Source organism: Kitasatospora sp. NPDC057198, from assembly GCF_042670125.1.
Classification (GTDB): domain Bacteria; phylum Actinomycetota; class Actinomycetes; order Streptomycetales; family Streptomycetaceae; genus Kitasatospora.
In genome coordinates, this window is sequence record NZ_JBHUWH010000003.1 from 1 (window position 1) to 19,142 (window position 19,142).

At 75.4% G+C, this 19,142-nt stretch carries 16 protein-coding genes; 10 read left to right on the forward strand and 6 right to left on the reverse strand.

Annotated elements, in window-relative coordinates; genetic code table 11:
* Nucleotides 1-365 precede the first annotated feature (365 nt).
* Both ACFUEL_RS00590 and ACFUEL_RS00595 read left to right on the forward strand, forming a co-directional pair.
* Nucleotides 366-1,685 carry a diaminopimelate decarboxylase gene (locus tag ACFUEL_RS00590; RefSeq protein WP_380233664.1) on the forward strand — a complete coding sequence of 440 codons (1,320 nt, stop codon included), beginning with the start codon at nt 366-368 and terminating at the stop codon, nt 1,683-1,685.
* A gap of 21 nt (nt 1,686-1,706) precedes the next feature.
* Nucleotides 1,707-1,877, forward strand: coding sequence for a hypothetical protein (locus ACFUEL_RS00595; protein ID WP_380233665.1), 171 nt, complete (start codon nt 1,707-1,709; stop codon nt 1,875-1,877).
* Between the two features lie 56 nt (nt 1,878-1,933).
* Here ACFUEL_RS00595 and ACFUEL_RS00600 read toward each other — a convergent pair whose 3' ends face one another.
* Nucleotides 1,934-3,397 carry an NCS2 family permease gene (locus ACFUEL_RS00600; RefSeq protein ID WP_380233666.1) on the reverse strand — a complete coding sequence of 488 codons (1,464 nt, stop codon included), beginning with the start codon at nt 3,395-3,397 and terminating at the stop codon, nt 1,934-1,936.
* 227 nt (nt 3,398-3,624) lie between these two features.
* On the opposite strand from ACFUEL_RS00600, the gene ACFUEL_RS00605 reads away from it, so the two are divergent.
* Nucleotides 3,625-3,897, forward strand: coding sequence for a DUF2530 domain-containing protein (locus tag ACFUEL_RS00605; RefSeq protein WP_380233667.1), 273 nt, complete (start codon nt 3,625-3,627; stop codon nt 3,895-3,897).
* Nucleotides 3,898-3,996: 99 nt separating this feature from the next.
* Nucleotides 3,997-6,420 carry an HAD-IC family P-type ATPase gene (locus ACFUEL_RS00610; RefSeq protein WP_380233668.1) on the forward strand — a complete coding sequence of 808 codons (2,424 nt, stop codon included), beginning with the start codon at nt 3,997-3,999 and terminating at the stop codon, nt 6,418-6,420.
* A 173-nt stretch (nt 6,421-6,593) separates the two neighbouring features.
* Here ACFUEL_RS00610 and ACFUEL_RS00615 read toward each other — a convergent pair whose 3' ends face one another.
* Nucleotides 6,594-9,881, reverse strand: a complete 3,288-nt coding sequence (locus ACFUEL_RS00615) for a sacsin N-terminal ATP-binding-like domain-containing protein (RefSeq protein ID WP_380233669.1) — start codon at nt 9,879-9,881, stop codon at nt 6,594-6,596.
* 193 nt (nt 9,882-10,074) lie between these two features.
* On the reverse strand, nt 10,075-10,950 hold the full coding sequence (locus ACFUEL_RS00620) for a DUF3027 domain-containing protein (RefSeq protein ID WP_380233670.1): 876 nt from the start codon (nt 10,948-10,950) through the stop codon (nt 10,075-10,077).
* Nucleotides 10,951-11,433: 483 nt separating this feature from the next.
* On the opposite strand from ACFUEL_RS00620, the gene ACFUEL_RS00625 reads away from it, so the two are divergent.
* The 4 genes from ACFUEL_RS00625 to ACFUEL_RS00640 all read left to right on the forward strand — a co-directional run bounded on the left by ACFUEL_RS00625 (nt 11,434) and on the right by ACFUEL_RS00640 (nt 14,964).
* Complete coding sequence (locus ACFUEL_RS00625) at nt 11,434-12,774, forward strand: MFS transporter (RefSeq protein WP_380233671.1); 1,341 nt, start codon at nt 11,434-11,436, stop codon at nt 12,772-12,774.
* A gap of 108 nt (nt 12,775-12,882) precedes the next feature.
* Nucleotides 12,883-13,419 (forward strand): hypothetical protein, encoded by a 537-nt coding sequence (locus tag ACFUEL_RS00630; protein ID WP_380233672.1) that lies wholly within the window; start codon nt 12,883-12,885, stop codon nt 13,417-13,419.
* An 11-nt stretch (nt 13,420-13,430) separates the two neighbouring features.
* Nucleotides 13,431-14,111, forward strand: a complete 681-nt coding sequence (locus ACFUEL_RS00635) for a futalosine hydrolase (protein WP_380233673.1) — start codon at nt 13,431-13,433, stop codon at nt 14,109-14,111.
* Between the two features lies 1 nt (nt 14,112).
* On the forward strand, nt 14,113-14,964 hold the full coding sequence (locus ACFUEL_RS00640; RefSeq protein ID WP_380233674.1) for a 1,4-dihydroxy-6-naphthoate synthase: 852 nt from the start codon (nt 14,113-14,115) through the stop codon (nt 14,962-14,964).
* A 19-nt stretch (nt 14,965-14,983) separates the two neighbouring features.
* Here ACFUEL_RS00640 and ACFUEL_RS00645 read toward each other — a convergent pair whose 3' ends face one another.
* The gene (locus tag ACFUEL_RS00645; RefSeq protein WP_014137515.1) at nt 14,984-15,367 is read right to left on the reverse strand and encodes a cold-shock protein; all 384 of its coding nucleotides are present in this window, start codon (nt 15,365-15,367) and stop codon (nt 14,984-14,986) included.
* Nucleotides 15,368-15,692: 325 nt separating this feature from the next.
* Nucleotides 15,693-16,826: an alpha/beta hydrolase gene (locus tag ACFUEL_RS00650; RefSeq protein ID WP_380233675.1), complete on the reverse strand. Its 1,134-nt coding sequence runs from the start codon at nt 16,824-16,826 to the stop codon at nt 15,693-15,695.
* A gap of 205 nt (nt 16,827-17,031) precedes the next feature.
* Here ACFUEL_RS00650 and ACFUEL_RS00655 point away from each other — a divergent pair, with 205 nt between their 5' ends.
* On the forward strand, nt 17,032-17,283 hold the full coding sequence (locus tag ACFUEL_RS00655) for a hypothetical protein (protein ID WP_380233676.1): 252 nt from the start codon (nt 17,032-17,034) through the stop codon (nt 17,281-17,283).
* A 35-nt stretch (nt 17,284-17,318) separates the two neighbouring features.
* Here ACFUEL_RS00655 and ACFUEL_RS00660 read toward each other — a convergent pair whose 3' ends face one another.
* Nucleotides 17,319-17,927, reverse strand: coding sequence for an HAD family hydrolase (locus ACFUEL_RS00660; RefSeq protein ID WP_380233677.1), 609 nt, complete (start codon nt 17,925-17,927; stop codon nt 17,319-17,321).
* A gap of 134 nt (nt 17,928-18,061) precedes the next feature.
* On the opposite strand from ACFUEL_RS00660, the gene ACFUEL_RS00665 reads away from it, so the two are divergent.
* Nucleotides 18,062-19,096, forward strand: a complete 1,035-nt coding sequence (locus ACFUEL_RS00665) for an ABC transporter substrate-binding protein (RefSeq protein WP_380233678.1) — start codon at nt 18,062-18,064, stop codon at nt 19,094-19,096.
* Nucleotides 19,097-19,142: the final 46 nt, after the last annotated feature.

The following is a 19,142-nucleotide window of genomic DNA, read 5'->3' on the forward strand; positions in this document are numbered from 1 at the left end:
CACCGGATCCGCCCGTCGATCCGGTGCCCGCGCACCGCCCCGGCCCGGTCCGGGCGCCGGACACCGCCGCCCGCGCCGCCGAAGGCCCCGCACCCGGTCTCCCCCGCCCGTCCGCGCCCGCCGGACGCCCCCGCCCGGACCGCCCGCACCGCTCCGGCCCGGCCGGTCCGCCGCCCCGGACCGCGCCGGCCGCAACCGGCACCCGCGGCGGCGCCCGGCCGCCGGTCCGACCCGGGGAACCCGGCCCGGCCGGTACTACTCGGCCCCCGCGCCCGCGGCCATCCTGGAAGCACGGCCCCGGCGCCGGTCCGCCGGCCCGGCCCCTCCCTCCTTCCCGAGCACCGACCCGTGCGGAGTGTGTCCCCATGCCCGAGCACCGCCCCTCCCCGCCCCCGATCAGCGCCGAGCGGCGCGAACTCGTCCTGCGCGCGGCCGTCCGGCAGGGCCTGCTCGACCCGGAGCGGGCCCCGCTGGCCGCCTTCCTCGACCTGGACGCCGTCGCCGGGACGGTCGCCGCCCTGCACGCCGCGTTCCCCGCCGGCCCGGAGGTGCGGCACGCCTTCGCCGCCAAGGCCAACCCGCTCGGACCGGTGCTGCGCCGGCTGCGCGAGCTGGGCATGGGGTGCGAGGTGGCCAGCCCCGGGGAGTTCGCGCAGGCGCTGGCTGCGGGCTTCCCGCCGGAGCTGATCGTGCTGGACTCCCCCGCCAAGACCCGCGCCGAACTGGATCTCGCGCTGGACCTCGGCGTCAGCGTCAACATCGACAACTGGCAGGAGCTCGCCCGGGTCGACGCGGTCCTGGCCGGCCGCCGCAGCTCCTCCCGGATCGGCGTCCGGATCAACCCGCAGGTCGGTGGCGGCCGGATCGCCGCGATGAGCACCGCCACCGCCACCTCGAAGTTCGGCGTCCCGCTCGCCGACACCGGCAACGCGGCCCGCCTGGTCGAGGCGTTCCGCGCCCGCCCCTGGCTCACCGAACTGCACTGCCACGTCGGCTCCCAGGGCGTCGACCTGGACCTGATGGCCACCGGCATCGCCGGCACCGCCGCCTTCGCCGAACGGATCAACCGGGAGCTGGGCCGCCGCCAGGTCACCGGCATCGACATCGGCGGCGGCCTCCCGGTCAACTTCGCCGGCGACCGGATCGCCCCCGGCTGGGACGCCTACGTGGAGCGGCTGCGCGCGCACGCCCCCGTCCTGTTCGACGGCCGCTACCGGCTGACCACCGAGTTCGGCCGCTCCGTGCTGGCCAAGTCCGGCTTCGTCGCCTCGTACGTCGAGTACACCAAGGTGGCCGGCGGCCGCCCCATCGCGATCGGCCACGCCGGCGCCCAGGTCGCCACCCGCACCGTCTTCGCGCCGGACAGCTGGCCGCTGCGGATCAGCACCCACCACCCCTCCGGCGCCGCCAAGCACGGCGTCCCCGTCCTCCAGGACGTGGCCGGCCCGTGCTGCTTCGCCGGCGACCTGGTCGCCCGGGCCCGCCCGCTCCCCCTGCTGGAGCCCGGCGACCTGTACTGCCTGCTCGACTGCGGGGCCTACTACCCCTCCAACCACTTCTCGTACAACAGCCTCCCCGAGCCCGCCGTCCACGGCGCCACCACCGCCCCCGACGGCACCGTCCGCTTCGAGACCCTGCGCGCCGCCCAGAGCATCGACGACCTGGTCGCCCGCACCACCGCCTGACCCTCCGACGAAGGACCGCCCGTGCCCCGCACCCGCCACCCCCGCCGCTTCCCGCCCGCCGACCGCACCCTGCTGGTCGTCATCGTCATCCTCCTGGCCCGCACCCCCGACCCCGCCCACCTGCTCGCCGCCGCCACCCTCCTCACCACCCGCCTCGCCCCGCTCCCGCGAACGCGCCCGCACACCCCCTGACACCCCGAACGGCCCTCCCCCGCAACAGGCGGAAGAGGGCCGTTCGGGGCGGGGCGTCAGAGCAGGCCGAGGGCCGGCATCAGGTAGTAGAAGGCGAAGACGGCGGCGACGCCGTACATCGCGACCGGGACGGTGCGGCCGCGGCCCGCGACGAGGCGCAGGACGCAGAAGGTGATGAAGCCGAAGCCGATGCCGTTGGTGATCGAGTAGGTGAACGGCATCATCACGATGGTGACGAAGGCGGGCATCGCGATGGTGTAGTCGGACCAGTCGATCTCCTTGACGGAGTTCGCCAGGATCAGGAAGCCGACGGTGACCAGGGCCGGGGTGGCGGCCTGGGCGGGGACCATGGTCGCGAGCGGGGTGAGGAAGAGCGCGAGCAGGAAGAGCGCGCCGGTGACGATCGAGGCGAAGCCGGTGCGGGCGCCCTCGCCGACGCCGGCGGTGGACTCGACGAAGCAGGTGTTGGCGGAGGCGGAGGTCGCGCCGCCCGCGGCGGTGGCGATGCCGTCGACCATCAGGACCTTGTTGATGCCCGGGAGGTCGCCCTTCTCGTCGAGCAGGTGGGCCTCGTCGGCGACGCCGAGGATGGTGCCCATCGCGTCGAAGAAGCAGCTCATCAGCACGGTGAAGACGAACAGGATGCCGGTCAGCACGCTGACGTGCTGGAAGCCGCCGAACAGGCTGAAGTGGCCGACCAGGCCGAAGTCGGGGGTGGCGACGGGGTTGCCGGGCCAGGCGGGGACGGTCAGGCCCCAGCTCTTGGCGGAGAGGTCGGCGAACTGCTGGATGACCACCGCGACGGCGGTCATCACGGCGATGGAGATCAGGATCGCGCCGGGCACCTTGCGGACGACCAGGGCCATGGTGAGCAGCAGGCCGAGGATGAAGATCAGCACGGGCCAGCCGTGCAGGTGTCCGCCGACGCCGAGCTGGAGCGGGACGGTGGTCTGGGCGGCGTCCGGGATGCGGGTGACGAAGCCGGAGTCGACCAGGCCGACCAGGGCGATGAACAGGCCGATGCCGATCGCGATGGCCTTGCGCAGGCCGAGCGGGACGGCGCTCATGACGCGCTCGCGCAGGCCGGTGGCGACCAGCAGCATGATCGCGAAGCCGGCCAGGACGACCATGCCCATGGCGTCGGGCCAGGTCATCTGGGGGGCGAGCTGGAGCGCCACGATGGTGTTGACGCCCAGGCCGGCGGCGAGGCCGATCGGGACGTTGCCGATGACGCCCATCAGCAGGGTGGTCAGACCGGCGGTGAGCGCGGTCGCGGTGACCAGCTGCCCGCCGTCGAGGTGCGTGTTGTTCATGTCCGTGGCCGAGGCCAGGATGATCGGGTTGAGCACCAGGATGTACGCCATCGTGAAGAACGTGGCGACACCACCGCGGATCTCGCGCGGCAGGGAGGAGCCCCGCTCGGAGATCCGGAAGAAGCGGTCCAGGGCGCCGGACGGGGGCTGCGGCGCGTTCTGGGAGGGCTCGGGCGACGCGGTGGTCGACTGGGCCTGCGGAGACATGTCGGGTGTCCTCGATCGGGGGGAGGCCGGGGGAGACCGGGTGGAGCGGGGTTGGGGGGATTTTCAGTATGTCGACACCGGTCGTGCACGCGCCATCTTCGCGCGTAGAGTCAGCCCATTACGGTCACCACCGGTCACGTTCGGGCCTTCCGGGTTGCGCGGGCCCCCGCACCGCCGACCCGACCGCCACTGCCGGAGCGCCGGGGCCGCCCCGTAGGCTAGGGCCCATGCCCAAGACCGCTCTGCGCGCCGCTCCCCCGCCCCTGGAGGGCAACGACGTCGCCATCGTCGGCACCGGCACGGTGCTGTGGTTCGTCGGCTTCGTGGCGCTGGTGCCGTTCCAGGGGTGGCTCTCCGACCACGGCCACGGCAGCTGGCCGTGGATCTGCCTCTCCGGCGGCCTGCTCGGCCTGATCGGCCTCAAGTACTGCACGGCCCGCCGCGCCGCGATCCGCCGCGCCCGCGCCGCCGCCGAGACGGCCGGGGAGCCGGTCTCCTAGCAGGCCCCGGACAGCAGGCCCCGGACCCGCCACCCGTCCGGCCGGAATCCGTCCCGAGGCGGGGCGCACCGGACAAAACGCCCACCTAGAGTCGGTGCCATGACGCACTCCGCGGAAGGCACCGCCCCGCACGGCCCCGGCGCGCACCCCACCGGTGCGGGCGGCGCGTACCACCCCGGGCTGAGCGCGGCCGAGGTCGCCGAGCGGGTCGCCCGCGGGCAGGTCAACGACGTCCCGGTGCGTTCCAGCCGCTCGGTGCGGGAGATCGTCCGGGCCAACGTGTTCACCCGGTTCAACGCGATCATCGGGGTGATGTTCGGCATCATCCTGGTGGTCGGCCCGATCCAGGACGGCCTGTTCGGCCTGGTCATCGTCGCCAACACGGCGATCGGCATCGTCCAGGAGCTGCGCGCCAAGCAGACCCTGGACAGCCTCGCGCTGATCGGCGAGGCCCGCCCCCAGGTCCGCCGGGACGGCGCCGCCGTGCAGGTCACCGCCGGAGAGATCGTGCTGGACGACACGGTGCTGCTCGGCATCGGCGACAAGGCCGTGGTGGACGGCACCGTCACCGAGGCGGACGGCCTGGAGATCGACGAGTCGCTGCTGACCGGCGAGCCCGACCCCGTCCTCAAGCACCCCGGCGACCACGTGATGTCCGGCTCCTTCGTGGTGGCCGGCGCGGGCGCGTTCACCGCGACCAGGGTCGGCAGGGAGGCGTACGCCGCCAGGCTCGCCGAGGAGGCCAGCCGGTTCACCCTGGTCAGGTCCGAGCTGCGCACCGGCATCGACCAGATCCTGCGCTTCATCACCTTCCTGCTGGTGCCGACCGCGATCGGCCTGGTGATCAGCCAGCTCGCGGTGCAGCGCAACGACTGGAAGGAGGCGGTGCGCCGGATGGTGGCGGGCATCGTGCCGATGGTCCCCGAGGGCCTGGTGCTGCTCACCTCGGTGGCCTTCGCGATCGGCGTGATCCGGCTGGGCCGCAAGCAGTGCCTGGTCCAGGAGCTGCCCGCGATCGAGGGCCTGGCCCGGGTCGACACCGTCTGCCTCGACAAGACCGGCACCCTCACCGAGGGCGGCATGGACCTGGTCGACCTGCGCCCGCTCCCCGCCCCGGACGGGGAGCCGCCGACCGACCGGGCGGTGCTGGCCGAGGCGCTCGGCGCGATCGGCGCCGCCGACACCCGCCCCAACCCCAGCATGCGGGCCGTCGTCGACGCGTACGGGCCGCCGCCGGAGGGCCGCTGGCGGCTGCTGGAGGCCGTTCCGTTCTCCTCGGCCCGCAAGTGGAGCGGCGTCCAACTGCTCGAACCCGGCGGCACCGAGGGCAGCTGGCTGCTCGGCGCCCCGGACGTGCTGCTCCCGGCCGGCTCCCCCGCGCTCGCCGAGGTCGACGAGCTCGGCGCGAAGGGCCTGCGGGTCCTGCTGCTGGGCCGCAGCCCGCTGCCGCTGGACGACCCCGACCCCGCCGCCCGGCTGCAACCGCTCGCCCTGCTGGTCCTCCAGCAGCGGCTGCGCGAGGACGCCGCGGACACCCTGCGCTACTTCCGCTCCCAGGACGTCCGGGCCAAGGTCATCTCCGGCGACAGCGCCGTCTCGGTCGGCGCCGTCGCCGCCCACCTCGGCCTGCCCGGCGCCGACACCGCCACCGACGCCCGCACCCTGCCCACCGACCCCGCCGAGCTGGCCGAGGCCGCCGACCGCACCGCCGTCTTCGGCCGGGTCACCCCGCAGCAGAAGCGCGCCCTGGTCGGCGCCCTGCAGTCGAAGGGCCACACCGTCGCGATGACCGGCGACGGCGTCAACGACGTGCTCGCCCTGAAGGACGCCGACATCGGCGTGGCGATGGGCACCGGCTCGGACGCCACCCGGGCCGTCGCCCAGATCGTGCTGCTGGACGACCGCTTCGCCACCCTGCCCTCGGTGGTCGCCGAGGGCCGCCGGGTGATCGGCAACATCGAGCGCGTCGCCGGGCTGTTCCTGGTCAAGACCGTCTACTCGGTGCTGCTGGCCCTGCTGGTGGTCTTCACCCAGGTGCCGTACCCGTTCCTGCCCCGGCACTCGACGGTGCTGTCCTCGCTGACCATCGGCATCCCGGCGTTCTTCCTCGCCCTCGCCCCCAACAACGAGCGCGCCCGCACCGGCTTCGTCCGCCGCGTCCTGCGGCTGGCCGTCCCCGGCGGCCTGATCTGCGGCGCGGCGACCTTCACCGCCTACGCGCTGGCCCGCGGCGACGACGAGACCACCCTGAAGGCCGACACCTCGGTCGCCACCCTGACCCTGTTCATCACCGCCATCTGGGTCCTCGCCATCGTCGCCCGCCCCTACACCTGGTGGCGCCTGCTCCTGATCGGCACCATGTCGGGCGCGTTCGCCCTGGTCCTGGTGGTCCCCTGGCTCGCCGACTTCTTCCAGCTCCAACTCGCCGGCTGGCGCGACCCGCTGACCGGCGTCGCGATCGCCCTGATCGCGGGCTGCCTCCTGGAGGCCACCTCGCGGATCTTCGTCGAACGGAACCCCTAACGGAGCGCGAGATCAGGGGCCCGGGGAACGGCGGGTCCGAGCTGCTGACGGCCGGAGCCCATCGAAGGTCCGTGCTGCTGCGTGCCGTAACGGAACCAGAAGCGGCGGCACCCAACGGCAGTGAACCGCCAGCAGCCACGAGCTCGCCGTTCCCCGAGCCCCTGGCGGGGGCTCTACTCGTAGTCGCGCGCCGCCAGCAGCTCGTACGCCCGGTCCGGTTCGGTGAGGGCGGCGAGGATCTCGAAGCGGCGGTGCCACTGGTGGACGGACCAGGCGAGGCCGGCGGCGAGGCCCTCGGGGGTGGCGGCGTGCAGCAGGCCGGGTACGGGCGGGACGTCGAACTCGTCGTCCTCGTCGGCGGCTTCGGTGTCCTCCGGGTCGTAGGGCAGTTCGGGGGCGCTCGCCCCGGTGTCCCAGCGCCAGGCGACGTGGGCCTCCTCGCCGTCGGGGCCGACGACCAGGAGTTCGTCGTGCTCCTCGTAGACGGCGGGGCAGCCGGGGAGGAGTTCGCGGACCACGGCGGGGGTGCGGTGCAGGGTGCCCTCGGAGAGGACGCGGCCGCCGGCCACCTCGCTGGCCAGCGAGACGTGCAGGCGCTCGGCGAGGGCGGGGGCGAGGAGCGGGTGGACGGGCAGCACGGCGTGGTCGTGGAGGAGTTCGACCAGGTCGGGGGCGTCGGCAACGACCGCGGTGGTGGCGTCCGCGATGACGGTGCGGTCGTCCCGGCGGCCGGTCTCGGTGTCCAGCGGGGCGAGCGCCCGGACGACGTCCAGCCCCTCCACCCGTTCGGCCGGGAGGGCGGCCAACAGGCTGTAGATGCCGTGCAGTTGGCGGTGGCTGACCTCGGAGCGCGGGTCGGTGAGCCGGTCGATCAGCTCCTCGGGGCCGTGCGGTTCGGCGAGCAGCGCGTTCAGCGTGGTGCGCACGCCGAGGGCGTGCAGGAACTGCGGGTCGAGGTCGGTGCGGGCCTCGTCGTAGAGGCCGCGCAGCAGCGGGTCGGCCCCGGCGGCGCGCAGGCCGGCCGGTTCGCGGCCGTCCAGGACGGGGTGGTCGCGCAGCCACCAGGCGGTGTACGGGGGCAGGTCGGTGTAGCTGCCGTCGGGCAGCAGGGTGCGCACGGGCGTCACCACGGCGTCCCGGTACGGGGGCTGGGCGAGCAGGGCGAGGGCTTCGGGCCAGGCGTCGTCGGCGACCAGGTCGAGGTCGCGGACGGCGAGCAGTTCGGCGGCGACCGGCGGAACGCCCAACTCCCCGGCGTCGTCGGCGTGCAGGGCTTCGAGGGCGTCCTCGCACCATTCGGCGAGGCCGTCGGGGGCCTCGTCGATCAGGCCGGTGGGGCGGCCGCCGGCGGCCCGGTCGGCTGGGGCGGTGGGGTCGAGGCGCTCCAGGTCGTCGGGGTCGAGGACGACGTCCTCGGCGCGGACCAGGGTGAAGGCGGTGAGCGCGCCGACCGCGGCCAGCACGTCGGGGCCCCAGCGGTCGTACAGGTCGTCGTCGACGAAGGCGGCGTCGTCCTCGTCCACCAGGCGGGCCAACGGGCTGTCGGGGAGCAGGAGTTCGCCGGCGCGGGCGAGTTCGCCCTCGTCGTCGGGGAGGGCGAGGCGGGCCAGCCAGGGGTGTTCGCCGGGGGCGGGGGCGGCGGCCTTGACCAGGGCGAGGACGGCGTCGGCGAGGTCGACGGCGGCGTCGTAGTCGTCCTCGCCGAGTTCCAGCGAGCGGGCGACGGCGGCGCGCACCTCGGGGGTGTCCAGGACGCCGGCGGGGGTGGCGGTGGCGGCGCCGAGCCGGCCGAGCAGCGGGTGGGCGGCCTCGGGGTGGGCCAGGCGCAGGTCGAGCAGGTCGAGGGCCTCGGCGAGGGTCTCGGGGTAGCCCTCGTAGCCGGCCCAGTCGGCGGCGTCGGAGGGCAGCAGGACGCGGCGCGGGCCGGTGACGGTGCGGCCGTCGGCGAGCGGGACGGGCAGCGCGCCGAGGGCTTCCGGGTCGGCGCCGGCCAGCGCCGCGTACAGGCTCCGCCACCAGGCGGGTCGGCGTTCCAGGCCGCCGAGTTGGTCGACCACCTCGGCGAGCGGGGTGCGGCGCACGGCCAGGGTGCGCAGTTCGGTGCGGCGCTCCAGGCCGGCCGGGAGCAGGCCGGGGAAGATCGGGGCGAGCGCCTCGACCACCGAGTGGTCGGCGCCCTCGAGCACGACGGCGTCGCGCGGGCGCAGCGCGGGGGTGCCCTCCTCGGCGCCCTCCGGGTGCGGCAGGAAGGGCGTCTCGGGCAGGCGGGCCAGCACGGCGGTGCGCAGCGCGTTGTCCAGGGCGCCCTGGCCGAGCGGGGCGGGGACGAGGTCCAGCGAGTGGAGGTCGGCGCCGCGGGCGCGCAGCAGGTCGGCGTAGGCGTCGGCGGCGCGCTCGGTGAGGAAGTCGGTGAGCGGGCCGGGTGCGACGTGCCGCCGGGTCGGGTCGAGCGGGTAGGAGGCGATCAGCAGCGCGGGCACGCCGAGCGGTTCGTCGCTGGGCGTGGGCGCGTGCAGCACGGCGGCGGTGCGCGGGCGCTGCGGGCGGCCGGCCTCGTCGACGGGGACGGCCCAGGTGAGCGTCCAGTGCGGGCGGGCGCGCTCCTCGGTGGTGCGGTCGGCGAGGAGTTCGGGGGCGGCGGTGCCGAAGGCGCTGACGGTCTGCCAGGTGGTGCTGTGCCCGCCGTCGGTGATGGTGACGGTGGGGAGCTGTTCGGGGCGCGGCGGGTGCGCGGTGCGGGTGAGGGTGCGCACGCCCTCGGGGGTGTCGACGACCACCTCGGCCAGGCCGGGCAGGGTCAGCAGCAGGGCGTCGTCGACCTCGGCGAGCAGCCGCCGGGTGAGGTCCTCGGCGGCGGCGTCGCGCAGCGGCAGGACGACCACGGTGTGGTAGCCCTCGGGGGCCTCGCCCTCGGCCGGGAACGGCACCCGGAGCACCGGCAGGTGGCCCTCGCGGCGGGTCAACTCCTCGGTGAGCTGCGGGATTCCGGCGACCAGCGCGCGGGCGTCGGTGAGCGACCAGCGGACGCCGCCGGTGTGCCCAAACACGGCGGGCTCGTCGCTGACGGCCAGCACGGCGGCGAAGCCGACGCCGAACCGGCCGACCACCTCGCGCTCGTCCTCCCGCTTGGCGGAGGCCCGCAGGGTGGACAGCGACTCGACCGCGGCGGCGTCCAGCGGGGCGCCGGTGTTGGCGGCGGCCAGTACGCCGTCGCGCAGGGTCAGCCGGAGCCGGCCGGTGACGCCGGCCCGGGCGGCCGCGTCGGCGGCGTTCTGGGCGAGTTCGACGATCAGCCGGTCCCGGTAGCCGCCGAGCGCGAGTTCCTCCTCGGCGTTGGCGTCCTCCCGGAATCTGGCGGGCGCGGCCGTCCAGGCGGTGAGCACGGTGTGCCGCAGCCGGGCCGTGTCGAAGACGTCCGACTCCTCGGGGGACGCCGCGCTGCCGATGATCCGAGACTCCACGTGCCGAGCCGCCCTTCGCGTGGTCTGCGTACGAGTCGGCATTCTGCCAGTCGTCCCCGACGGGCCGTGCGCGGAACCGGGGGCGCGGGGGGCTGCGCGCGGCGGGGGCGGACGTCAGCAGGACCGCGGCACGGGCGGTGGGTTGCCGCCGCTTCGCGGTCCTGCTGTGCGCGCACCTGTCGGAGCGCGGCGCTTACGCGTGGCCGAGTTCCTCGGCGGGCGCGTCCGGTTCGACCGAGCCGGAGGCGCGGTCGGGGTGCAGCGGGAGGGGTTCGACGACGGTCTCGTCGAGGATGAGTTCGCTGGGGACGGGCGGGGCCGGCAGGACGGCGGCCTCGGAGTGGGCGCCGCAGCCGTAGGCGAGCGAGACGACCTGGCCGTCGGCGGGGCCGAACTCGTTCCCGCAGACGCCGAACGCCTGGCCGAGCGAGCCGCCGATCGGGACGAGGAAGCCGCAGGTGTCGCAGGAGGCGGGGGCGGACTGCGCCATCGGGGTCTGCGGGCCGTACGCGGTCTCCCAGCGTTCGGCGGCCTGGTGCAGACCGTGCCGGGAGAGCACCCGGGGCCGGACCAAGCCGAGTTCCTCGGCGATCGCGCTGATCTTGGCGCGGGCGGGCGCCGGCTGGATGTCGGCGGGCGGGGCCTCGTCCTCGGCGGCCTCGGCGAGCGCCGAGTTGGGGGCGATCTCGTCCTCGCCGGTCCAGCCGGGTTCGAGGCGCAGGTCGTCGGCGCCGGTGGGCAGCAGGTCGCCGGGGCCGAGGTCGCCGGGGCGCAGGCGCTCGCTCCACGGGACCCACTGCGGGGCGAGCACGGCGCCCGCGCCGGGGAGCAGGGCGACCTCGTCCAGGGTGACGTTCTTGGCGCGCGGGGCGCGGGCGACGGTCACCGCCCAGTGCCAGCCGCGGTAGGCCGGGTCGAGGCATTCGAAGGTGTGGGTGACGACGCGCTCGGCGTCCGCGCTCGCCTTCACGTGGGGGCCGACGACGGCCTCTCCGACGCTGTCCACCACGGCCCGGCGGGCGAGGTCGACGGCCTCTGCACAGAGCCGGTCAGGGGTACGGCTTCGCATAGCAGCACTCACGGCGTCGGTTCTCTCCCAGTCCTGTCATCCTGCGGCCCGCGGCGGCTCCCGGCGGGCGGGCCCGCGCCGGCTGCCGCTTCGGGTGTCCGGGCGACCCCCGCGAGCACGGGGCCGGTCCATTCTGCTAGACCCGGGACCACTCCGTGGCCGGGCCGCGCCGCCCAGGTCGGCCACCCCCCTGCGGGAGGCCGGGCATGCGCGTAGTGCAGGCTACCCGCCGGTCGGCGGTGCAGCACAGTCCGGGCCGTGGGGGCGGGCGCGCCGACGCCCGGACAATCACTCGTTAGGTCGGCGATTCTCGGGCAGGATGGGTGTGTGGCGGAGGAGAAACCGCCGCAACACGGACCGCGTCCCGGGCCGTCCGAAGGCCGTTCCGGGGCGTCCGCCGTGTCGCGGCCGCACCCGGTGGCCCCCGGTGAGCCGGAGGCGGCCGAGGCGCGCCCGACGGACCGTCAGGAGGAGGCGCCGACGGTGCGCGCCCGCGGTTTCTGGGCGCGCCGGGCGTCGGCGGTGGGGGTGCGCACCGGCCGGCTGGTGCACGGGACGGGCCGGCGGATCCGGCGGGCGACGTCGGCGGAGGGCGCGGGCGAGTCCGGCCTGGCGAAGCTGATCGAGCTGCACGCGCTGAACTCGTTCGGCGACATGCTGATCACGGTGGCGCTGGCGTCCACCATCTTCTTCTCGGTGCCGACCGGCGAGGCCCGCGGCCGGGTCGCGCTGTACCTGCTGATCACGATGGCGCCGTTCGCGGTGCTCGCCCCGGTGATCGGCCCGCTGCTGGACCGGCTGCCGAACGGCCGCCGGTCGGCGATGGCGATGTCGATGCTGGCGCGGGCCGCGCTGGCCTGGGTGATGGCGGCGACGGTGACCGACGGCGGGCTGGCGCTGTACCCGGAAGCGCTGGGCGTGCTGGTGGCGTCGAAGGCGTACGGGGTGGTGCGCAGCGTGGTGGTGCCGCGGCTGCTGCCCGCCCAGTTGTCGCTGGTGAAGGCGAACTCGCGGGTGACGCTGGCGGGTCTGCTGACCACGCTGGTGGCGGGCGGGGTGGGCGGGCTGCTGCACCTGCTCGGGCCGGGGTGGCCGCTGCGCGGGGCGTTCGTGGTGTTCGTGATAGGGACGCTGATGGCCTTCCACCTGCCGCACCAGGTGGACTCGGCGAAGGGCGAGCAGCGGGCGGAGCTGCTCTCCGGGCCGCCGGAGCCGCGCCCCAAGGGGGTGCTGCGGGCGGTCGGCCCGTCGGTGGTGATGGCGCTGCGCGGGGTGGCGGCGCTGCGCTGGCTGGTCGGGTTCCTGGTGATGTTCCTGGCGTTCCTGATCCGCCGGGAGCCGCCGGGCGGCCTGCCGGGGACGGTCGCGCTGGGCCTGGTCGCGGCGGCGGCGGGGCTGGGCAACGCGCTGGGGTCGGTGCTGGGGTCGTGGCTGCGCACCCGCGGTTCGGAGGTGCTGGTGACGTCGGTGCTGGCGCTGGCGACGGTGGCGGCGGGCGCGGCGGCGCTCTGGTACGGGGTGGTGACGGTGACGGTGGTGGCGGGCGTCGCGGGGATGGCGGCGTCGCTGGGGAAGCTGGCGCTGGACGCGCTGATCCAGCGGGACGTGCCGGAGGCGGTGCGGACGTCGGCGTTCGCCCGGTCGGAGACGGTGCTACAGCTGTGCTGGGTGGCGGGCGGCGCGGTGGGCATCGCGCTGCCGCTGAACCCGGTGCTGGGGCTGACGGTGGCGGCGGCGGTGATGACGGTGATGCTGCTGTGGACGTTCCGCTCGCTGCTGCGGGTCGGGCCGCGCCGGCCGGCGGCCCGGCCCCGGGTGGCCTGAGCGACGGCCCCGGCCGGGATTGCGCGGCGCGCCCGCGCACGGCCTAACCTCGGACGACTCGGGCACCCCGGCGTCGTGTGATCACGGAAGGCGAGTAGCCTCTTGCGCATGAGCCTCAGCACCCGTGCCATCGCCGGTATCGCCGGCGTCGTCGTCGTCGGCGCCGCCTCCCTCGGTACCGGTATCTACTGGGCGAACGACGCCGGCAAGCCCCGCGAGAACGTGGCGACGATGGTGGTCGGCACCTCCACCACCACCGCGGCCCCCTTCTGCTACAACGACGGCAAGCCGATCGAGACGGCCGCGCTCAACGCCTGCGCCAAGAAGGCCCAGACGGACAGCGAGAACAAGAAGCTTCCGCGCCTGGACGTCCGGTCCAGCGACCGGATCGGCGTCGGGGTGCCGAAGGACCTGGCCGAGAAGGGCTGGTACGCGATCACCGACGGCGGCGGCAGCAGCAGCAGCGGCGGCGGCCGCGCCACGATCATCAGCAACGCCCAGGGCGTGACGTACTCCGGCTCGAAGCCCGCGTCCGGTCTGCTGGCCAGCGGCGACCTGACCTCGGTGACGGTGGTCTCGCAGGACTCGAAGACCGACGACATCTACGCGGTGTGGTTCTTCGACCTGAACAACAAGACCAGCTGACGCTCCGGTCGATGACCGCTGAGCGCACCGACGAGCAGCCCGGCCCCGCCGCCGGGCTGCTCGTCGTCGTGGCCGTGGAGGCGGAGGCCGAGGCGGTGCGGCGCGGGCTGGGCGCGGGTTCGGGGGCCGGGGTGCTGGCCGCCGGGGTCGGTCCGGCGGCCGCGGCGGCGGGGACGGCGGCGGCGCTGGCCCGCGGCCGGTACCGGCTGGTGCTGTCGGCGGGCATCGCGGGCGGTTTCGCGCCCGCCGCGCCGCTCGGCTCGCTGGTGGTGGCGGACGCGGTGGTGGCGGCCGACCTGGGCGCCGAGACGCCGGACGGTTTCGCGGACGTCACCGAGCTGGGGTTCGGCACGGTGCGGCACCCGGTGCCGCCGGGCCTGGTCGCGGCCCTCGCGGGGGCCTGCGGCGGGGCGGTCGGCGAGGTGCTGACGGTGTCCACGGTGACCGGCTCGGCGGAGCGCGCGGGGGCGCTGCTCAAGCGGCACCCGCGGGCGCTGGCCGAGGCGATGGAGGGTTTCGGGGTGGCCGAGGCGGCCGCCCGGTTCGGGCTCGCGGCCGGTGAGCTGCGGGCCGTGTCCAATGCCGTCGGGCCGCGCGACCGCGCGTCCTGGCGGATCGGCGAGGCGCTGGCGGCCCTGGAGCGGGCCTTCGCGGCGCTGCCGCCGCTGCCCCACCTGCTCAAGGAGGTCTGAGATGGCCGAGCCGCTCAGCGTCGCGTACTCGCCCTGCCCGAACGACACCTTCGTCTTCCACGCCTGGGCGCACGGCCTGGTACCGGGCGCCGGCGCGCCCGAGGTCAGCTTCGCGGACATCGACGTCACCAACGGGCTGGCCGAGCGCGGCGAGCTGGACGTGCTGAAGATCTCCTACGGCCAACTGCCCTGGGTGCTGGACGAGTACGCGCTGCTGCCGTGCGGCGGGGCGCTCGGCCGGGGCTGCGGGCCGCTGGTGCTGACGGCCGGTCCGGTGGAGGCGGCGGCGCTGGCCGGGCGGAAGGTCGCGGTGCCCAGCGAGCGCTCGACGGCGTACCTGCTGTTCCGGCTGTGGGCGGCGGAGGCGGTGCCGGGCGGGTTCGGCGAGATCGTGGTGCTGCCGTTCCACGAGATCATGCCGGCCGTGCGGGCGGGCGAGGTGGACGCCGGGCTGGTGATCCACGAGGCCCGGTTCACCTACCAGCGGTACGGGCTGCACTGCCTGGCCGACATGGGCGAGGCGTGGGAGGCGGCCACCGGGCTGCCGATCCCGCTGGGCGCGATCGTGGCCCGGCGCTCGCTGGGCGCCGAGCGGCTGCGCGAACTGGCCGACACCGTGCGGCAGTCGGTGCGGGCGGCCTGGGCCGACCCGGCGGCCTCCCGGGAGTACGTGCTGGCGCACGCCCAGGAGATGGACCCGGCCGTCGCCGACCAGCACATCGCGCTGTACGTCAACGAGTTCACCGCGGACCTCGGCGAGGAGGGCTACGCGGCCGTGCGCGGCCTGCTCACCCGGGCCGCCGGGCAGGGACTCGTCCCCGCCGTCGACCCGGGCGCGCTGGCCTTCCCCTGAGCGGTCGTCAGGGTGGGGGTCAGACGTCGAACTGGTCGGCGATGGCGCGCAGCACCATGGCGATCTTCTGCCCCTCCGGCTTGCCCGGGTAGCGGCCGCGCTGCAGGCCCGGCAGGACGCTGTCCAGCTTGGTGATCAGGTCCTGGACGATCGGGGCCATGTCGTCGGCGCTCTTGCGCTGGGCGGCGGCCACCGAGGGCAGTGCGTCGAGCAGTTGGACGCTCATCGCCTGGTCGCCGCGGTGGCCGGCGGCGACGCCGAACTCGACCCGCTGGCCCGGCCGCAGCGTGGTGACGCCCGCGGGCAGCGCCTTGGTGTGGACGAAGACCTCGCCGCCGTCGTCGCGCGACAGGAAGCCGTAGCCCTTCGTCTCGTTGAACCACTTGACCTGGCCGGTGGGCATCTCGAACAGTCCTCGGTATCGGGTGCGTGCGGCCCCCTCGGGCCGCGGGTGGATGTGCGGACGGGCGCCCCTGGCGGGCGGCCGGTTTCGCTCAGTGGAGCAATGATCCCTCAGCGTTCACCGGAACGGCGAAGGGATTCCGGACCGGGGCGCGGCCGTGCCTCGCGCCTGCTGCGCCGTCCACTGGCTCACACCCCCGATCGGTGACGGGCGGGCGTTCGTGGACCATCCGTCAGGTCCGCCCGCGCGATGGCTGCATACCCGGGCGCGGCGAGGGTCGAAACTCCTTGCGCGCAGGGAGTTGCGCGCTGTGACGCGTGGCCGGTCAGGCGGGGTCGGCCAGGTGGTCGGAGAGCCAGCCGAGCGAGGTCGGGAGCATCCGGGACCAGGTGCTGAAGTTGTGGCCGCCGCTGTCCAGGGTGATCGCGGAGACCTTGGTCGCGGTGCCCTTCGCGGCGGCCCGGAACCGCTCGGTCTGGTCGTAGTAGTCGCCGTCGCCCTCCCGGCTGCCGCCGACCAGCAGCGCGGTGGCCGGCGCGGGCAGGTGGGCCAGGCGCCATGCGAGGTCGGCCCGGTCGCGGCGGGCCCCGTCGCCGCCGAACAGGTCCCCGGTGGTCGGGTCCTCGGCGGCCCGGTAGTAGCCGGACAGCGACACCGCGGCGGCGAACACGTCGGGGTGGCGCATCGCCAGTTTCAGCGCGCAGTAGCCGCCGGTGGAGTTGCCGATCACCCCGAGGGAGCCGGGCCCGGTCGCGATCCGGTAGGAGGCGCGCAGCGCGGCGGGCACGTCGGCGCTGAAGTAGCGGTCGCTCTGCGGGCCGCCCGGCACGTCCTCGCACTCGGTGTCGCGGGGCATCGCCGGGGAGGGCCGCATCAGCACCAGCACGGTCGGCCTGGCGCTGCCCCGCTCGGTCAGCTTCAGCTGCACGGACGGGTAGTTGAGCTTGGTGACCAGGTTCTTCGCGTCCCCGGGGAAGCCGGTGATCGCGATCACCGCGGGGAAGCGCCGCTCCCGGTAGCCGGGCTGGAAGTACTGCGGCGGCAGGTAGACGTAGCCCTCGGTGGACAGGCCGGTGGACGCCCCGGGCAGCCGGACCTTCTCCAGCCGGCCGACCTGCTCGGGGGCCCGGCCGGTGGCGCCGGTGCCCTGGACGTTCTCGGTGGACAGCTGCTGGACGCCCGGGTCGCGGCCGAGCAGCTGGTTCTGGATGGTCACCGGGCCGTCCGCGCCGGTGCCCAGCAGGTCGTCCCAACTGCTGTAGAAGGCGAAGTAGTTGTTGGCCAGCAGGGCGAGCGTGCAGAGCACCGACAGCTGGGTGCCGGCGATGGTGCCGAGCCGGCCCAGCACCGGCAGCCAGCCGCGCCCGGCCAGCCGGGGCCAGAGCAGGACGGTGCCCGCCACCGCCAGCACCGACAGCAGTGCCGACAGCGCCAGCACCTTGTGACTGGTCAGTCCCATCCCGCCGCTCGCCCCGCTCGTCCGTCGCCGTTCCCGCTCTTGTTCCGATCATCAGCATGCCTGAGGGATTCCTGGGAATCCTGAGCGTTCAGTCGGAGTGCGCGTCGCCGCGCCCCCGCCGAACGGAGTCGCCGCGCCCCCGCCGAACGGAGGGGGCGCGCGGTGGGAGAATCGGGGGAGCGACCCGCGCGAAGGAGTGGTGAGAGTGAGCGACCGGCCCGGCAGCACCGGAGACGTCCTGGTCCGCGTCGGCGGCATCGTGTTCGGCCTCGGCATGCTGTCCGTCGTCGCGGTCTTCGTGCCGTACGTCTTCGACCTGACCAGGCTGCCGTCCTTCGCGTACTGGCTGGCGATGCTGATGCCGCTGGGCCTGCTGGTGGCGCTGTCCGGCCTGTTCGCCGACGCCCGGGCGGGCGCCCGGCGGCGGCGCGCGAAGCAGGTCGCCGCCGCGGGCTGAGCGCCGCGGGCCGGGCGGCGACGGGCCGGCGGGCCCTACGCGGCCAGGTGGCCGGCCAGCCAGGCGGGGAACTCGGTGAGGTCGCGCAGCACCGCGTCCGCGCCGGCCGCGGTCAGCTCGGCCGCGCCGTACGGGCCGGTGGCCACCCCGACCGCGACGGCCTCGGCCGCCCGGGCACCGCGGATGTCGCCCAGGTGGTCGCCGACGTAGACGTCCGCGCCGTGCGCGCGCAGCGCCTCGCCCTTGGTCTCCGCCCACAGGTCGCCGACCAGCGCGTCCACCTCCAGCCCGAAGGCGTCCAGGTGGCGGCGGGCGTTCGGCTCCCACTTGCCGGTGATCACCAGCACCCGGCCGCCCGCCGCCCGGACGGCGGCCACCGCGGCCAGCGCCCCGGGCAGCTCCAGCGTCGGCGCGATGGCGTGCTCGACGTACAGCTCCCGGTAGCGCTCCACCACCGCGTCCAGCCGCTCCGCCGGGTACCAGTTGGCGAGCTCCCGCACCAGCGGCGGCCCCAGCCGGCTGACCACCAGGTCGGAGTCGATGACGGTGCCGGTCTCGGCGGCCAGCACGTCGTAGGTGGCCTTGATGCCGGGGCGGGTGTCGAGGAGCGTCATGTCGAGGTCGAAACCGACGGTGAGAGCCATGCCGCCAGCCTAGCCAGCGGGGTTTCCGGCCGGAAAAGCCGGGGGCAAAACCGCATTGCGGACATACTTGCCCGTACCGCCCCCGCTGCCCGCCCCGTCCGACCGCTCCGTCCGACCGCCGCCGGAGGTCCCAGGTGCCACCCCCGCTCTCCCGCCGGGCCGCCCTCGCCGGGCTCGGCGCCGCCCTGCTCGCCGGCTGCGGCCCGCACGTGCTGCCCGCCGAACCGCCGCCGTCCGGTTCCGGCACCGGCACCGCACCCGGTGCCGCACCCGGCACGCCCACCGCGCCCGTGCCCAGCCCGAGCCCCAGCCCGCGCCCCGACGTCACCGTGGCCTCGGCCGACGGCCCGGTCACCGTGCCCGGCGGGGCGGTGCGGGTGGTCGTCCTGGGCACCGCCGAACTGGACTCCGCGATGACCCTGGGCATCACCCCCGTCGGCGCCGCCAAGGCCCCGCTGGACGCCGCGCTGCCCGACTACTGGCCCGCCTCCCGGCTGGCCGGGGTCGCCGTGGTCGGCGACGTCGGGGCCGCCCCCGACACGGCGGCGATCGCCGCCCTGCGTCCGCAGCTGATCCTCACCGACCTGACCCGCGACGCCGACCGCACCGGGGCGCTGCGTGCGGTCGCCCCGACCGTCGCCACCCGGACCACCGGCGCGTCCTGGAAGGAGGACTTCCAGCTGCACGCCACCGCCCTGGACCGGCGCGAACAGGCCGCCGCCGTGGTCGCCGCGTACGGGCGGCACGTCGACCAGGCCCGGGGCGCGCTGGACGCGGCCGGGGCCGCCGGGACGCGGATCAGCCTGGTCCGGTTCGTCGAGGGCTCGCCCGGCGTCCGGCTCTACGCCCGGCAGAACTTCCCCGGCAGCGTCCTGTCCGACCTCGGCCTGCCCCGCCCCGACGCGCAGAACGCCGACCGGCCCGACCTCGGGACCGCCCCCGAGCAGCTCACCGCCGCCGACGGCGACCTGCTGCTGTACGCGGGCTACGGCGACCCCGGCCGCAACGGCCTGACCGCCGCCCTCGCCTCCCCCGCCTGGCACGCCCTGGGCGCCGTCCGCGCGCACCGCGCCTTCCCGGTCGACGACCAGCTGTGGTTCCAGGGCGTCGGCTACACCGGCGCGCACTTCCTGATCGCCGAACTCCTGCACGTCCTGGGCGCCGACTGAACCCGGGCCGGGCCGTCAGCCCCGCGGCGCATCAGCCCTCACGGCG

What these genes read in the sequence shown, in the direction of transcription:
- ACFUEL_RS00590 (WP_380233664.1), top strand. Translation starts at nt 366, where the DNA reads ATGCCCGAGCACCGCCCCTCCCCGCCCCCGATCAGCGCCGAGCGGCGC.
- ACFUEL_RS00600 (WP_380233666.1), bottom strand. Translation starts at nt 3,397, where the DNA reads ATGTCTCCGCAGGCCCAGTCGACCACCGCGTCGCCCGAGCCCTCCCAG.
- ACFUEL_RS00605 (WP_380233667.1), top strand. Translation starts at nt 3,625, where the DNA reads ATGCCCAAGACCGCTCTGCGCGCCGCTCCCCCGCCCCTGGAGGGCAAC.
- ACFUEL_RS00610 (WP_380233668.1), top strand. Translation starts at nt 3,997, where the DNA reads ATGACGCACTCCGCGGAAGGCACCGCCCCGCACGGCCCCGGCGCGCAC.
- ACFUEL_RS00620 (WP_380233670.1), bottom strand. Translation starts at nt 10,950, where the DNA reads ATGCGAAGCCGTACCCCTGACCGGCTCTGTGCAGAGGCCGTCGACCTC.
- ACFUEL_RS00630 (WP_380233672.1), top strand. Translation starts at nt 12,883, where the DNA reads ATGAGCCTCAGCACCCGTGCCATCGCCGGTATCGCCGGCGTCGTCGTC.
- ACFUEL_RS00635 (WP_380233673.1), top strand. Translation starts at nt 13,431, where the DNA reads ATGACCGCTGAGCGCACCGACGAGCAGCCCGGCCCCGCCGCCGGGCTG.
- ACFUEL_RS00640 (WP_380233674.1), top strand. Translation starts at nt 14,113, where the DNA reads ATGGCCGAGCCGCTCAGCGTCGCGTACTCGCCCTGCCCGAACGACACC.
- ACFUEL_RS00645 (WP_014137515.1), bottom strand. Translation starts at nt 15,367, where the DNA reads ATGCCCACCGGCCAGGTCAAGTGGTTCAACGAGACGAAGGGCTACGGC.
- ACFUEL_RS00650 (WP_380233675.1), bottom strand. Translation starts at nt 16,826, where the DNA reads ATGGGACTGACCAGTCACAAGGTGCTGGCGCTGTCGGCACTGCTGTCG.
- ACFUEL_RS00660 (WP_380233677.1), bottom strand. Translation starts at nt 17,927, where the DNA reads ATGGCTCTCACCGTCGGTTTCGACCTCGACATGACGCTCCTCGACACC.